This window comes from Sphingomonas sp. DC4900, from assembly GCF_049896485.1.
Lineage (GTDB): Bacteria > Pseudomonadota > Alphaproteobacteria > Sphingomonadales > Sphingomonadaceae > Sphingomonas > Sphingomonas aquatilis.
Window position 1 is genome coordinate 46,809 of record NZ_JAFCUK010000014.1, and the last position, 13,701, is coordinate 60,509.

14 protein-coding genes and 1 tRNA gene are annotated in these 13,701 nt (G+C 66.4%); 6 read left to right on the forward strand and 9 right to left on the reverse strand.

The genetic code is table 11. The features are described from left to right. Positions 1-14: 14 nt before the first annotated feature. From ACP690_RS14635 to ACP690_RS14645, 3 genes are all read right to left on the reverse strand, one after another. Positions 15-90 (reverse strand) — tRNA-Ile (locus ACP690_RS14635). A 172-nt stretch (positions 91-262) separates the two neighbouring features. Then, positions 263-526, reverse strand: a complete 264-nt coding sequence (locus ACP690_RS14640) for a hypothetical protein (RefSeq protein ID WP_017978999.1) — start codon at positions 524-526, stop codon at positions 263-265. 156 nt (positions 527-682) lie between these two features. Next, positions 683-2,092 (reverse strand): M28 family peptidase, encoded by a 1,410-nt coding sequence (locus ACP690_RS14645; protein WP_426261417.1) that lies wholly within the window; start codon positions 2,090-2,092, stop codon positions 683-685. 191 nt (positions 2,093-2,283) lie between these two features. Here ACP690_RS14645 and ettA point away from each other — a divergent pair, with 191 nt between their 5' ends. Next, positions 2,284-3,963: an energy-dependent translational throttle protein EttA gene (gene ettA, locus ACP690_RS14650; RefSeq protein WP_017978997.1), complete on the forward strand. Its 1,680-nt coding sequence runs from the start codon at positions 2,284-2,286 to the stop codon at positions 3,961-3,963. Beyond that, a complete protein-coding gene (locus ACP690_RS14655; protein WP_426261416.1) occupies positions 3,963-4,391 on the forward strand; it encodes a ribose-phosphate pyrophosphokinase in 429 nt (142 codons plus the stop codon). Before ettA ends, ACP690_RS14655 begins: the two co-directional genes overlap by 1 nt. On the opposite strand, the gene ACP690_RS14660 is transcribed toward ACP690_RS14655, so the two are convergent. From ACP690_RS14660 to ACP690_RS14680, 5 genes are all read right to left on the reverse strand, one after another. Beyond that, on the reverse strand, positions 4,388-4,948 hold the full coding sequence (locus ACP690_RS14660; protein ID WP_426261415.1) for a Uma2 family endonuclease: 561 nt from the start codon (positions 4,946-4,948) through the stop codon (positions 4,388-4,390). The genes ACP690_RS14655 and ACP690_RS14660 overlap by 4 nt on opposite strands. A 34-nt stretch (positions 4,949-4,982) precedes the next feature. After that, positions 4,983-5,768 carry an NYN domain-containing protein gene (locus ACP690_RS14665; protein WP_043059619.1) on the reverse strand — a complete coding sequence of 262 codons (786 nt, stop codon included), beginning with the start codon at positions 5,766-5,768 and terminating at the stop codon, positions 4,983-4,985. A 185-nt stretch (positions 5,769-5,953) separates the two neighbouring features. Continuing rightward, positions 5,954-6,196, reverse strand: a complete 243-nt coding sequence (locus ACP690_RS14670) for a hypothetical protein (protein WP_426261414.1) — start codon at positions 6,194-6,196, stop codon at positions 5,954-5,956. Between the two features lie 49 nt (positions 6,197-6,245). Beyond that, positions 6,246-6,731 (reverse strand): GreA/GreB family elongation factor, encoded by a 486-nt coding sequence (locus tag ACP690_RS14675; RefSeq protein ID WP_426261413.1) that lies wholly within the window; start codon positions 6,729-6,731, stop codon positions 6,246-6,248. 5 nt (positions 6,732-6,736) lie between these two features. Next, positions 6,737-8,761 carry a lytic transglycosylase domain-containing protein gene (locus ACP690_RS14680; protein ID WP_426261412.1) on the reverse strand — a complete coding sequence of 675 codons (2,025 nt, stop codon included), beginning with the start codon at positions 8,759-8,761 and terminating at the stop codon, positions 6,737-6,739. Between the two features lie 79 nt (positions 8,762-8,840). Between ACP690_RS14680 and dapA the strand changes: the two genes are divergently transcribed. Continuing rightward, the gene (gene dapA, locus ACP690_RS14685) at positions 8,841-9,725 is read left to right on the forward strand and encodes a 4-hydroxy-tetrahydrodipicolinate synthase (RefSeq protein ID WP_426261411.1); all 885 of its coding nucleotides are present in this window, start codon (positions 8,841-8,843) and stop codon (positions 9,723-9,725) included. Here dapA and ACP690_RS14690 read toward each other — a convergent pair. Beyond that, positions 9,722-10,201 carry a hypothetical protein gene (locus tag ACP690_RS14690; RefSeq protein WP_426261410.1) on the reverse strand — a complete coding sequence of 160 codons (480 nt, stop codon included), beginning with the start codon at positions 10,199-10,201 and terminating at the stop codon, positions 9,722-9,724. The genes dapA and ACP690_RS14690 overlap by 4 nt on opposite strands. A 247-nt stretch (positions 10,202-10,448) precedes the next feature. Here ACP690_RS14690 and smpB point away from each other — a divergent pair, with 247 nt between their 5' ends. The 3 genes from smpB to ACP690_RS14705 all read left to right on the forward strand — a co-directional run bounded on the left by smpB (position 10,449) and on the right by ACP690_RS14705 (position 13,654). Then, the gene (gene smpB / locus ACP690_RS14695) at positions 10,449-10,931 is read left to right on the forward strand and encodes an SsrA-binding protein SmpB (RefSeq protein WP_017978988.1); all 483 of its coding nucleotides are present in this window, start codon (positions 10,449-10,451) and stop codon (positions 10,929-10,931) included. 20 nt (positions 10,932-10,951) lie between these two features. Beyond that, a complete protein-coding gene (locus tag ACP690_RS14700; protein WP_426261409.1) occupies positions 10,952-11,515 on the forward strand; it encodes a DUF2062 domain-containing protein in 564 nt (187 codons plus the stop codon). A gap of 75 nt (positions 11,516-11,590) precedes the next feature. Further along, positions 11,591-13,654 carry a M13 family metallopeptidase gene (locus tag ACP690_RS14705; protein WP_295560177.1) on the forward strand — a complete coding sequence of 688 codons (2,064 nt, stop codon included), beginning with the start codon at positions 11,591-11,593 and terminating at the stop codon, positions 13,652-13,654. The last annotated feature ends 47 nt before the right edge of the window (positions 13,655-13,701 follow it).

The window sequence follows — 13,701 nt, forward strand, 5'->3', positions numbered from 1 at the left end:
TGGACGCAAGCATTTGGTGGGCCCGGCAGGACTCGAACCCGCAACCTAGCCGTTATGAGCGGCCAGCTCTAACCATTGAGCTACAGGCCCCGCCATGATGCTGGCCCGTGCGCTAGCCCAGCTTGGCGGGAAGCGAAAGATGGGAACCGCGCGATCGCAACAGAAACGGCAATAGAAAAGGGGCGCTTCCCGCATGGGAAACGCCCCTTTCGATCGTGCAACAGCAGATCGGCGCGTCGAGCGAATGCCCGACGCAGCGCGATTACATGTTGTCCGCCTTGGCTTCAGCGGCGTCACGGACGTTGTCCGCAGCGGCGTTGATGTTGTCGGCCTTGTTCTCGAGAACCGCTTCGGCAGTCGCGTTCGAGGTGTTGTCAGCCATGGCGTCCAGGTTGTCGGCCTGCATTTCCATGTTGTCCGCCAGCATGTCCGCGTTGTTCTCAACGGCGGCGGCTTCAGGCGACTTCGAGCAGGCAGCGACGGACATCAGGCCGGCGGCAGCGAGAACGAAAGCGATCTTCTTCATTCGAATGCTCCCAAGCAAAGCAAAAATCGCGGCCGGCCCGATCGCCGTCGCGAGGCAGCCCAAATACCGCACGACTCCCCGCGGTCAATCATGAAATTCATCGAAATGAAAGCAAATGGGCCTTCTCCGCGGGTTAGGACGGGCCGCAACGGCGGTTCAACGACGTGGCGTGACGGGCCCGATCTCCTCCGGCGCGTTGGCGACGACGCCCAGCATCGTCGTCCAGGCGGCGACGTTCTGGCGCAGTTGCACGGGGTCGATCCGCTCCAGCGTGTCGTCCGGCGTGTGGTGCGTATCGAAATAGCGCGTGCCGTCCTGGTTGAGGTCGACCGCCGCGACGCCCAGCGCCAGCGTCGGGCCGACATCGGTGCCGTCGCCGCCCACACCAGAGCCCCGCGCGATGCCGAGCGGCGCGAGCGCGCTCTGCAGGCGATCGGCCACCGGCTTTGCACTGTCGGGCAGGTTGACCTCGAACCGCCAGACGCGGTCGGCGCCGAAATCGCTCTCGCTGGCGATAGCGTGGCGTTCCTGGCCGTGGACGCGGGCATAGTCCTTGCCACCGTAGCCGCCCGGCTCTTCAGCACCGAACCAGACGACGCGGATCGTGCGGCGCGGCCGCGGACCGTCGAGCAGGCGCTTGGCCGCCGCGGTGGTGATCGCGACGCCGCTCGCATCATCGATCGCGCCGGTGCCGAGGTCCCAGCTGTCGAGATGTCCGCCGACCAGCACGACGCCGGCCTTGGGATCGCTGCCCGGCACTTCGGCGATGACGTTGCCCGAGGTGCCAGTGCCGGCGAAGCGCGGGGTGAGCGTCAGCTTCAGCGTGATCGGCTTGCCGCGGGCGGCGATCCGCTCGATCTGGTCGCCATCGGAGACGGACAGCGCCGCGGCGGGTATGGGAGCGGTGCCGGCCGGGAAGTTGGTGCCGCCGGTGTGCGGGTTGCGATGGGGGTCGGTGCCGATCGATTTGATCACGATCGCCGCGGCGCCCATTTTCGCCGCCAAGGCCGGCCCGACGAAGCGCGCCGGGCCATAGGCGCCATAGCTCGACCCGTCCTGCGTCGGGCCCATCGCATTGCCGACATAGACGATCTTGCCGCGCACGCTGTCGGGCGCGGCATTGGCGAGCTCGCCATAGCTCTTGAACACGACGAGCGGCGCGGTGAGGCCGCTGGCCGGCGTCGCACCCGAATTGCCGAGCGCCACCAGCTTCAGCTGCTGCGGGAAGGGGGCGAGGATTTCCGCCGTTTCGACCCCGCGCAGCCACACGGGCATCTGATATTCTTCGATATGCACGTTCTTGAAGCCGAGCGACTTGAGTTTCGCGACCGCCCAGGTGCGCGCGCGCGCTTCGGCATCGGTCGCCGCCAGCCGCTGGCCGACCTCGGTCGTCAGCCCCTCGACGATGTCATAGGCCAGCGTGTCGGTCAGCGCCGCATCGCGCAGCGCGGCGACCTTGGGATCGACGGGGGCGGGGACGGGCGGGGCGGTCCGCTGCGCGAATGCGAGGCCGGGCAGGGCGGTGGTCGCGGCGAGGGAGAGCAGGGCGAGGGCGACGCGCGTCATATTTGGTAAATCCCCTTGTCGTTTTTATCGTCTGGCCCACGCGTGCCCGAAGCCGCGCCGGCACACAAGCGGGTCAGCATAGACGCAGCGCGACGCGGTCCTTGCGGCAGGCATTTGCACGCGCGCCGGCCAATCGCTACATGGCGGAGCAAATCTCCCAACCCTTTCCAGCCTTCAGGAGCCGTCGGCACATGGCCGTCCAGTATACCTACGTCATGAAGGGTCTGACCAAGACCTTCCCGGGCGCCAACAAGCCCGTGCTCAACAACATCCACCTGCAGTTCATCCCGGGCGCGAAGATCGCGATCATCGGCCCGAACGGCGCCGGCAAGTCGACCCTGATGAAGGTCATGGCCGGCATGGACACCGACTTCACCGGCGAAGCCTGGGCGGCCGAGGGCGTGCGCGTCGGCTATCTGGCGCAGGAGCCGCAGCTCGATCCGACCAAGGATGTCATGGGCAACGTCAAGGACGGCGTGCGTCCGGTCGCCGACCTGGTCGATCGCTTCAACGCCATCTCGGCCGAAATGGGTGATCCGAAGGACGACACCGACTTCGACGCGCTGATGGAAGAGATGGGCGAGCTGCAGGGCAAGATCGACGCGGTCGACGGCTGGACGCTCGACAACCAGCTCGAAGTCGCCATGGAGGCGCTGCGCTGCCCGCCCGGCGATGCCGACGTCACCAAGCTGTCGGGCGGTGAAAAGCGCCGCGTCGCGCTGTGCAAGCTGCTGCTCGAAAAGCCCGACATTCTGCTGCTCGACGAACCGACCAACCACCTCGACGCGGAAAGCGTGTCGTGGCTGGAAAACTACCTGAAGGAATATACCGGCAACGTCATCCTGGTGACGCACGACCGCTACTTCCTCGACAATGTCGTCAACTGGGTGCTCGAGCTCGATCGCGGCCGCTACTACACCTACGAATCGAACTATTCGGGCTATCTGGAAAAGAAGGCCAAGCGCCTCGAGCAGGAAGAGCGCGAAGAGGCCGGCAAGCAGAAGGCGATCGCCGACGAACTCGCCTGGATGCGTCAAACGCCCAAGGCCCGCCAGACCAAGTCGAAGGCGCGTATCCGCGCGTTCGAGGAGCTGATGGAAAAGCAGGAGAATCGGGTCGCCGGCAAGGCGCAGATCCTGATCCAGCTGCCCGAGCGTCTGGGCGGCAAGGTGATCGAGGCGAAGGGCCTGACCAAGTCGTACGGCGACAAGCTGCTGTTCGAGAACCTCGACTTCACGCTGCCGCCGGGCGGCATCGTCGGCGTGATCGGCCCGAACGGCGCGGGCAAGTCGACGCTGTTCAAGTTGATCACCGGCCAGGAACAGCCCGATGCGGGCGAGATCAGCGTCGGGTCGACGGTGAAGCTCGGCTATGTCGACCAGAGCCGCGACGACCTCGATCCGAACAAGAACGTCTGGCAGGAAATCTCCGACGAGCTGGAGGTCTTCCGCTTCGGCAAGCAGGAGCTGGGCACGCGCGCCTATGTCGGCGCATTCAACTTCCGCGGGCCGGACCAGCAGAAGAAGGTCGGCCAGCTGTCGGGCGGTGAGCGCAACCGCGTCCACATGGCCAAGATGCTGAAGGAGGGCGGCAACGTTCTGCTGCTCGACGAACCGACCAACGACCTCGACGTGGAAACGCTGCGCGCGCTGGAAGAGGCGCTGGAGACGTTCGCGGGCTGTGCCGTGGTCATCAGCCACGATCGCTTCTTCCTCGATCGCCTCTGCACGCACATCCTCGCGTTCGAAGGCGACAGCCATGTCGAATGGTTCGAGGGCAATTACGAATCGTACGAGGAAGACAAGCGTCGCCGCATGGGCGACGCCGCCGATCGTCCGACGCGCCTCGCCTATAAGAAGCTGACGCGCTGATGCCGGGCCGCCAGTCGCCGGGGGATACCCTTGGCGGCTGGCTTTTGGCGAACGGTCTCGAAGCACCGGACGGGCCGGGCGGCATCGCGGACGTGGCGCGGGTCCGCGCGCTGCTGGTGGCGGCGGCGCGTGAGGGGCGGGCGATGACCTATAGCGAAATCCTGGGCGCGCTGGGCCACCGCTTCACCCGGCCGAAGATGCGTGCGCTATGCGCCACGCTCGACCGGATCGATACGGATGGCGCCGCTGCCAGCGAGCCGGGCCTCGCGGTGCTGGTCGTCCGCCAGTCGGATGGCTTGCCGGGTCAGGGCTGGTGGATCGGCACGGCTGCCGACGCCGGCTATACGGGCGAGTGGATCGGGCCCGATGCCGCTACATTCGTACGCACGCGGCAGGAGGAGGCGTTCCGCTATTGGGGGCGGGGCTAGAGAGACGTCGTATCGATGGCGAGGCCCTCGATTGTCTCCGCGGTTACGCGCGCGCCGAACGGCGTTGTGCGGTGGTGATCGTACCCATCGCTCTGCGATGACCATAATTGGTGGACGACGCGGCCATTGACGTCAACGATCCAATATTCCGGTATGCCAGCCCGCGCATAGATCAGGACCTTTTGGCCCATATCGCGGTCCAGCGTCGATGATGCGACCTCCACGATCAGGCCCACCGATTCGACGGGGATCGGGCCGGCCCCATGCGGTTCTCGGGTTAGAACGATGTCGGGCAGCGGCATGTCGTGAGCCGAGAGCCGGATGCTGGCAGACATGGCGTGGAGATCGCTGCCGATCGTTTCCAGAACGCGCCGGAAGGCGTACTGCAGCTCGCCCGCGATCCGGCCGTGCGGCCGATATTCCGCGTTCATGATGATGACGTCCCCGTCGAGCAATTCGGTACGGTCGGTGCCAAATACGCCGGTCTCGTCGAGGCGCAGGAAGTCCTCGACGGTCAGTCGGTATTTGCCCGGCGGGGGACGGTGCTGCACGGTCATGTGATGATCCATCGCGTTGCCGCTGGCAGCAATATCACCGCACCCGCTTGACGAACACCCCGTCGGGGCGGCGTTCCGACTGGAAGTTCGGCACCGCCTGGATCAGGTCGGACAGGCGCTGATAGCCGTAATTGCGGGTGTCGAAGCTGGACCGGTTGCCGGCGAGCTGCCCCATGGCGGACAGGCTGACATAGCCCTTTTCGTCCCGCTTTACCGATTGATAGGCGTCGATCAGCAGCGCGATCAATTCGGGATCGATTGGCTTCTTCACGCGCGGCGTGCCGGCGATCGATGGGGGCAGCGAATCGCCGATCGGGACGTCGACGTTCGTTGGCTTTGGCGTTGTTGCGGTGGTGCCAGCGGTGGCTTCCGCTTTGGCATCGCTTACCAGCGCGCCGACGTCGATGAAGCGGGTACAGGCCTGTTTGAACGCCTCGGGCGTCTTCGCATTGCCGAAGCCATAGACGGGAATGCCGTCCTGCCGGATGCGCATGGCGAGCGGCATGAAGTCGCTGTCCGACGACATGATGCCGAACCCGCCGATCCGGCCGCGGAACAGCAGGTCCATGGCGTCGATCGTCATCTTCATGTCGGTGGCGTTCTTGCCCTTGGTCAGGTCGAACTGCTGCTGCGGCTCGATGCCGTGCTTCACCGTCATGTCGCGCCAGCCCTTCAGCGCGGGCTTCGACCAATTGCCGTAGACGCGGCGGATGTTCACCGTGCCGAGCTCGGCGAGCACGGTCAGGACGGGGTCGATCGCATGCCACGAGGCATTGTCGGCGTCGATCAGCAGGGCGATGTTACGGGTCGGCTCTTCCATGCGCGCGAGCCTTGCGGGGCGGGGCGGCGGGGTCAACCGCTATTGCGGGTAGCCTGCGGGAAACGACCTTCACCCGATGGCGCGCAGCCTGTCGAAGGGTACGCGCTCCTACGCAAAGGCACGCGCCGACAGGCTCGGTCTAGCTATCGCTGGGTGTCGGACGGTCGAGGCGTATCGATCGCCGCCTAGCGGTTCGGCCCGCGATCGGCGGGCCGCGCCTGACCGTGGTCGATGTCGTCCTGCTTGGTCACGCGGTCATGGCCTTCGGGATCGTCGATCGCGCGCGTCAGGTCGTCCTGGCTGCCGACGTCCTGCGCCAGCGCGCCGCCCGCCGATCCGGCCTCGGCCTCACCAGCCGGGATCATGCCCTCGATCAGGTCGTGATCGTCGGTGTCGCGTGCGGTGTCGGTCCGGGGGTGGTCTGCCATGTCTGCTCTCCTGTGGTGACTTCAACGGGAGAGCAGCGGCCCGCGTTCCTCACTCTGTCGGGTACGTGACGGCCATCACCTCATATTCCTTTTCGCCCGCGGGCAGCAGCACGCGGCGCAGGTCGCCCACCGTCGCCCCGCGCAGCGCCCGTGCGATGGGCGCGTTCCAGCCGACGCGGCCGGCACCCGCCTCCGCCTCGTCGTCGCCGACCAGAGTTAGCACCCGCTGATTGTCGTCCTCGTCGGCGATCGTCACGGTCGCGCCGAACCACACACGGCTGCGATCTTCGGCGCGGGCCGGGTCGATCACCTTTGCCGCCTTCATCCGCTTCGCCAGCCAGCCGAGCCGCCGGTCGATCTCGCGCAGCCGCTTGCGGCCATAGATGTAGTCGCCGTTCTCCGAGCGATCGCCGTTGCCCGCCGCCCAGGCGATCGTCTCGACCAGCGCCGGGCGTTCGGTCGCGAACAGTCGGTCATACTCGCCGCGCAGCGCCGCATAGCCCGCGGGCGTGATGTAATTGGGGCGCTGTTCCATGCCGCTCAGCCCGGCCGTCCCTTGCCCAGATACCAGCTGAGGTTGGCAGGCCCCCTGGACTTTGCATGCGCCGGGCTCATCAGGTCGTAGACGACGGCATTTTCCAGCACGCGCTGTACGTAATTGCGGGTTTCCTGATACGGGATCGCCTCGATCCAATCGACCATGTCGACCGCGCCCGAGCGCGGGTCGCCATTGGCGCGCAGCCATTTGTTCACGTTGCCGCCGCCCGCGTTATAAGCCGCGATAGCGAGCGGATAGCTGCCGTAATTGGCGAAGACGCGCTGGAAATAGCTCGATCCCAGCATGATCGACATATTGGGGTCGGTGGTCAGCGATGCCTGATTATAGGCGAGGCCGATCTTCCCCGATTGCTCGCGCGCGGTCGCCGGCATCAGCTGCATCAGGCCGCGCGCACCGGCATGGCTCACCGCGGCGCGATCGAACTGGCTTTCCTGGCGGGAGATGGCGTGGATCAGCGTCCAATTGTCCTCATAGCCCGCAGGCACGCTCACTGTCGGGAAACCGGTGGCGGAATAATCGCTCAAGCCGTTCTGCATCGCGCTGCGGCCGACCATCACGCCAAGATCCGGGCGCCCGATCTGACGCGACAGGTCGGCGGCGAGCACGTGATCGGTGTCGGTCGTCGCATCCGCAGCGATCTGGCGGACGAAGGCGGTCTGATCCTGATATTGGCCGATCATGCCCAGGAAACGCGCGGCGCGCACCGTCTCGCGGTCCGCGAACGCCTGCCGCACCGCCGGCGCCACGGCGAGCGCGGGGACGGCAGGCGGCGCCGTCAGCGGTCGACCGGTCCGCTCGAGCGCCAGTTGCCCATAGAATTGGTCGCGATAGCCCGCGGCTCGCGCGTAATAGCCCGCCGCCTCGGTCGACTTGCCCGCCGCCTCTGCGGCACGGCCTGCCCAATAGAAGCCCTTCGCCCGCGTCTGCGGCGACTGGCTGCCACGACCGTAACGCTCGAACATCACCATCGCATCCGCCGGCCGCGACAGCTGCTTCAGCGCGACCTGCCCGGCGAGCCAGGCGAGGCTCGTATAATCGTCGCGTTCGCCATAGGGCTTGGTCGATACATCGGTGCCCGCCGGATAGGCGTCGTCGATCTGTCGCGCGATGTCGTAGGCGAGCTGATATTGATTGTCGGCGTTGGCGGCACGGGCGTTGGTCAGCAGCACCTCATACCATTTTTCGACATTGCCCGGCCGGCTGGCAAGGCTGCGCGGCCGCGCGAGCCAGGAGCGCGCCGTGGGGGAGGCGCCAGCACCTCGCAGATAGCTCGCCCGGTCGGCGATATAGCCCGGATCGCTGGCGAACTGGTCCCGCGTCGTCATTGCCAGAGTCGCGGCATTGGCCGTATTGCTGCGGAAGGCGAGCCGCGCCTCGAACGCCGGACGCCTTGTGGGGCTGGTGAAGCCGATCTGCCGCGCGGCGACGCCGGTCGCATTCTGCCACAACAACGCGTCCATCCGCGCGTCCTGATCGTCGGGCGTCAACGCGCTGCCGAAACCCGACAGCACTGCCGCTTCGTCATCCGCCGACAGCACGCCCTTGCGCCACGCGGCGCGGGCGGCGGCCTGCGCGTCCGCCGTCCGACCGAGCGACTGCAGGGCACGCGCCTGCGCGACGAGGCCGGTGGCGGTCAGCGGCGGGAAGCGGGTGAAGAAGGCGACGACGCTGGTCGGGCTGGCGGTCGCCGCCTTGCGCTCGGCGGCGCGGCGGTTCGCCGCTTCGTTCGGCCAGCCGGGATGCGCCATCAGGAAGCCGGCATAGCTGTCGAACGGAAAGGCGTCGGTCTGGCCGATCGACTTCCACTGCGCCAGCGCGGCGGCGATCGCCCCGTCCGCCGGGGTTTGCGGCGCCTGCGGCGACATGTTCGCCATCTGCGTGCGATAGCGGTCGAGCGCGTCGGGCACCGACGCGGACGGGGCAGTCTGCCCGTCCTGTTGCGGCGCGGCGGAGACACCGGCCAGAGTGGCGAGGAGCAAGCTGACGGGCAGGGTGGCGGAGTGCATGTGGACATCATAGGGCCTGCGCCCGTATCTGTCCTGAACGAAACGCTGCATCGGACGCAGCAGGAGCGCGCATTACCTCATGTTTTCAGGTTCGATTCCCGCCCTCGTCACGCCCTTCACCGATGACGGCCAGTTCGACGAGGCCGCCTATCGCGCGCTGGTCGACTGGCAGATCGCCGAAGGCTCATCGGCGCTCGTGCCCTGCGGGACCACGGGCGAAGCGGCAACGCTGACCGCCGAGGAGCATTTCCACATCGTCGGCGTCTGCGTCGACCAGACCGCGGGCCGCGTGCCGGTGATCGCCGGCGCCGGATCGAACGACACCGTCGTCGCCGCCGCCAATATCGCGCGCGCGAAACAGGCGGGCGCCGATGCCGCACTGATGGTCCCGCCCTATTACAACCGCCCGAGCCAGGAGGGCATCTACCAGCATTTCGCTAGGCTGGCGGAGACGGCCGAACTGCCGATCGTCCTCTACAACGTCCCCGGCCGTACCGTCACCGACATCCAGCCGGCCACGATGGCGCGGATTGTTACCGCCTTCCCCAAGGTGTTCGTCGCGGTGAAGGACGCCAGCGGCGCCATCGCCCGCGTGTCGGCCCACCGCGAAGGCTGTGGCCCGGACTTCGTCCAGCTGTCCGGCAACGACGACATGGCGCTCGCCTTCAACGCGATGGGGGGCAGGGGCTGCATCAGCGTCTCCGCCAATGTCGCCCCGCGCCTGTGCGCCGAATTTCAGGCGGCGTGCCAGTCGGGCGATTATGCCAACGCGCTGGCATTGCAGGACCGCCTGTGGCCGCTCCACGATGCGCTGTTCACCGATGCCTCACCCGGCCCGGTAAAATACGCGATGACCCGCGTCCGTCCCGACTTCCCCACGGGATTGCGCCTGCCGATGACCTGGCCGTCCGAGGCTTCGCGGTCTGCGGTGGACGCGGCGCTGGCGCATGCGGGGCTGATTTAACGGTTACCTTGGATCTCGACCCATGACGCGACGATCTTGCCACCGCGCATGGCGGGTATGAAGGTCAGGCGCCGCAGTGTCGGGTCCGTACCAGCGGGATTGCCTCCGATGGTGCGGATGCGCTGGACCCGTCCATCGGCGTCGACACGGACACAGGCAGTGACGGCTGGCAGGGCGACGGCCTGCGATCCGATGATCGTCGGAAGCCTGTCCACCGGCGGCTGATCCGGACAGGGGCTGCGGTTGTCGGTTCGATAAGGCAACGCCACGACCACGATCGGCTGCATGGCGGTCTGTACTGGCAGGATGGCGGCATGTGACGGTATTCCGAGGAAGTGCGAAACATAGTCTGAAAACGCCCATGCCCCGCCGCAATCGGCGCATGTCCCTCTGAGCGGCACCATCAGACCCGCAAGCATCAGGGCCAAGCAGCCATTGGCGGCCGAGGTTCCGACGAGGCCACGCCAGTCCAGCATGATGTGATGCTATCACATGGAGGGCGATCGGCAATCGGTTTCGGGCAAGGTGTTGCGGTGTTCCGGGAGCCGTCACCCCGGACCTGTTCCGGGGGCCACTCATCCACGGGGGGATGGCCCGGGCCTCTTGCCGCCCCCCTCGCCGCGGAGTGGACCCCGGACCAAGTCCGGGGTGACGGCGGGTTTATGCTGACGTCGCGCGCACCCCGCTTCCCTTGTCCCCCGCCACCCCCTACATCGCACCCGCATGTCGCGTCCCAAGCCCGCCACCTTCGACAAGAAGAAGATCGTCGCCGAGAACCGCAAGGCGCGGTTCGAATACAGTATCGACACCGTCTACGAGGCGGGAATCGCGCTGACCGGCACCGAGGTGAAATCCCTGCGCTTCGGCGAGGGCAGCATCGGCGAAAGCTATGCTGAGGTGCGTGACGGGCAGGTGTGGCTGGTCAACGCCAACGTCCCCGAATTCAGCCACGGCAACCGCTTCAATCACGAAGCCAAGCGGCCGCGTAAATTGCTGCTTCACGAACGCGAGATAAACAAGCTCCACGGCGCCGTCGCGCGTGAGGGCATGACCCTCGTGCCGCTCAGCGTGTATTTCAACGGGCGCGGCCGCGCCAAGGTGGAACTGGCGCTCGCCAAGGGGCGCAAGGATCACGACAAGCGCGCCGCGATCAAGGAGCGGGAATGGAAGCGGGAAGCCGGACGTATCATGCGCGATCGCGGCTGAGCCCGGCGGGGCGCCCCGGTATGATGCACAAGACGTTCCGCTGGTTGCGCGCCAATATGCCGACGCGCGAATCGATGGAATCGAACCGGTTGCTGCGCCCGGTCGCGCATCGCGTGATGGAGCCTGGCCTGTGGCGCTTCAACCGCCGCTCCGTGCCGCGCGGCGTCGCGCTGGGCATGGTGGCAGGATTCCTGTTCCCGGTCGCGCAGATCGCCATTGCCGCGCTGTTCGCGCTGCCGTTCCGCGCCAACGTGCCCGTCGCCGCGCTGACGACGTTCATCACCAACCCCTTCACCACGCCGTTTTTGTGGTTCCTCGCCTATAAGATCGGCAGCTGGATCCTGCACAGCGACGCGCCCGCCATCGCCCAGCCCGCGGCGGAGGCGACCGGGTGGCTGCAGACGATCACCGGCGCCTTTCACTGGCTATGGGCGCAGGGCCCGGCGTTCGGCCTAGGCCTCATCGTTCTGACCAGCCTGTGCGCGGTCGTCGGTTATGCCGCCACGGCGCTCGGCTGGCGTCTGTGGATCGCCCGCAAGTGGCGGCATCGCCATGCGCATAGTCACAGCGGAAACCATATTTGACGAGGCGTTTTAACTGGTTACAACACTGCCCATCGTGAGTCTGCCAATCCCGGCTTCGCTCACCAGGGACCTTCGATGCGCAAACCGGTTATCGCCGCTCTCCTGCTCGCCTCCGCTGCATCCGGCGTAGTCTACGCCCAAAGCACTCGCCCGACCGCAACCACCACGCCCGCCGCCGCCGGCAAGCCGCAGCTCGGCAGCTTCGGCGTCGACCTGACCGCGATGGACAAGAGCGTCGCGCCGGGCGACGACTTCTACAATTACGTCAACGGCGCCTGGATGGCCCGCACCGAGATCCCGGCCGACCGGTCGAGCTGGGGCGGCTTCGCGATCCTGCGCAACCTGTCCGACGAGCGTACCCGCAAGGTGATCGAAGACGCCGCGGCCAATCCCGGTAGCGACCCTGTCACTGCCAAGATCGGCGACACCTATGCGAGCTTCATGGACGCGGACGCGATTGAAAAGGCCGGCGCCACGCCGCTCAAGCCCTATCTCGCGAAGATCGCTGCGATCAATTCGCAGACCGATCTCGCCCGCGCCTTCGGCGACGCGACGCGCCACGGCATCGACGTGCCGATCGGTGCCGGCGTGCAGCAGGACCTGAAGGATAACACCGTCTATGCCGTCTACGTCGGCCAGGGCGGCCTGGGCCTGCCGGACAAGGACTATTACCTCAAGGATGATCCCAAGTTCGCCGAGGCGCGCACCAAATACGTCACCTATATCGCCGACATGATGCGCATGGCGGGCCAGCCCGACCCGCAGGGCGCGGCGCAGCGTATCTACGACCTCGAAAAGCAGATCGCGCAGGTCCATTGGGATCGCGCCGAGCTGCGTCAGGTGGAAAAGGGGTATAACCCGATGCCTGTCGCGCAGCTCGCCACCGCCATGCCCGGCTTCGACTGGAAGGCGATGCTCGACGCGCAGGGCCTGGGCAATCAGAGCCGCGTGATCGTCGGTCAGCCGTCGGCGCAGGCGGGCACCGCAAAGATCGTCGCCGCGACGCCGCTGCCGGTGTGGAAGGAATATCTGGCGTTTCACACGATCTCGAACGCTGCGCCTTTGCTGTCGTCGAACTTCGTCAATACGCAGTTCGCCTTCTACGGCACGACGCTGAACGGCACGCCGCAGCTGAAGGACCGCTGGAAGCGCGGTGTCGACCTCGTCAACGGCAGCCTGGGTGAAGCGGTCGGCCAGGTCTACGTCCAGAAGTATTTCCCGCCCGAATCGAAGGCCAAGGCCGACGAACTGGTTCGCAACCTGATTTCGGCGATGGACAAGCGCCTCAACAATCTCACCTGGATGGCGCCCGAGACCAAGCTGAAGGCGCGTGCGAAGCTCGCCGCCTTCACGCCCAAGATCGGCTATCCCGACAAGTTCCGCGATTACACCTCGCTGAAGGTCGTGAAGGGTGACGTGCTCGGCAACGCCGACCGCGTGGCGGAGTTCGAATACAATCGCCAGCTCAACAAGATCGGCAAGCCGGTCGACCGCAGCGAATGGTTCATGACGCCGCAGACGGTGAACGCTTATGCCAACCCGCTGATGAACGAGGTCGTCTTCCCGGCCGCGATCCTGCAGCCGCCGTTCTTCGACCCCAACGCCGACCCCGCGGTGAACTATGGCGCGATCGGCGCGGTGATCGGCCACGAGCTGAGCCACCACTTCGACGACCAGGGCCGCAAGTTCGATCCCAAGGGCAATTTCTCTGACTGGTGGACGCCGCAGGACGTCGCGCGCTTCAACGCGCTGACCGACAAGGTCGTCGCGCAGTACGGCGCCTATGAGCCGATCCCGGGCACGCACGTGAACGGCAAGCTGACACTGGGCGAGAACATGGCCGACCTCGCCGGCATCAACGTCGCCTATGACGCGTACAAGCTGTCGCTGAAGGGCAAGCCGGCGCCCGTCATCGACGGTTACACCGGTGACCAGCGCTTCTTCATGGGCTTCGGCCAGGTCTGGCAGACCAAGGCGCGCGAGGCCTCGATCAAGAATCAGCTGACCACCGACCCGCACACGCCGGGCCAGTGGCGCGCCTATGTCGTCCGCAACCTCGACGCCTGGTATCCGGCGTTCAACGTGAAGCCGGGCCAGAAATTCTATCTGGCCCCCGCCGATCGCATCAAGATCTGGTGATCCCGCCGCCGCCGCCCGCGACCATCCGCGGGCGGCGGTTTTGTTTT

What these genes read in the sequence shown, in the direction of transcription:
- ACP690_RS14655 (WP_426261416.1), top strand. Translation starts at nt 3,963, where the DNA reads ATGCCGGGCCGCCAGTCGCCGGGGGATACCCTTGGCGGCTGGCTTTTG.
- ACP690_RS14675 (WP_426261413.1), bottom strand. Translation starts at nt 6,731, where the DNA reads ATGGAACAGCGCCCCAATTACATCACGCCCGCGGGCTATGCGGCGCTG.
- ACP690_RS14705 (WP_295560177.1), top strand. Translation starts at nt 11,591, where the DNA reads ATGCGCAAACCGGTTATCGCCGCTCTCCTGCTCGCCTCCGCTGCATCC.
- ettA (WP_017978997.1), top strand. Translation starts at nt 2,284, where the DNA reads ATGGCCGTCCAGTATACCTACGTCATGAAGGGTCTGACCAAGACCTTC.
- ACP690_RS14640 (WP_017978999.1), bottom strand. Translation starts at nt 526, where the DNA reads ATGAAGAAGATCGCTTTCGTTCTCGCTGCCGCCGGCCTGATGTCCGTC.
- ACP690_RS14660 (WP_426261415.1), bottom strand. Translation starts at nt 4,948, where the DNA reads ATGACCGTGCAGCACCGTCCCCCGCCGGGCAAATACCGACTGACCGTC.
- ACP690_RS14670 (WP_426261414.1), bottom strand. Translation starts at nt 6,196, where the DNA reads ATGGCAGACCACCCCCGGACCGACACCGCACGCGACACCGACGATCAC.
- ACP690_RS14665 (WP_043059619.1), bottom strand. Translation starts at nt 5,768, where the DNA reads ATGGAAGAGCCGACCCGTAACATCGCCCTGCTGATCGACGCCGACAAT.
- ACP690_RS14690 (WP_426261410.1), bottom strand. Translation starts at nt 10,201, where the DNA reads ATGCTGGACTGGCGTGGCCTCGTCGGAACCTCGGCCGCCAATGGCTGC.
- ACP690_RS14680 (WP_426261412.1), bottom strand. Translation starts at nt 8,761, where the DNA reads ATGCACTCCGCCACCCTGCCCGTCAGCTTGCTCCTCGCCACTCTGGCC.
- dapA (WP_426261411.1), top strand. Translation starts at nt 8,841, where the DNA reads ATGTTTTCAGGTTCGATTCCCGCCCTCGTCACGCCCTTCACCGATGAC.
- smpB (WP_017978988.1), top strand. Translation starts at nt 10,449, where the DNA reads ATGTCGCGTCCCAAGCCCGCCACCTTCGACAAGAAGAAGATCGTCGCC.
- ACP690_RS14700 (WP_426261409.1), top strand. Translation starts at nt 10,952, where the DNA reads ATGATGCACAAGACGTTCCGCTGGTTGCGCGCCAATATGCCGACGCGC.
- ACP690_RS14645 (WP_426261417.1), bottom strand. Translation starts at nt 2,092, where the DNA reads ATGACGCGCGTCGCCCTCGCCCTGCTCTCCCTCGCCGCGACCACCGCC.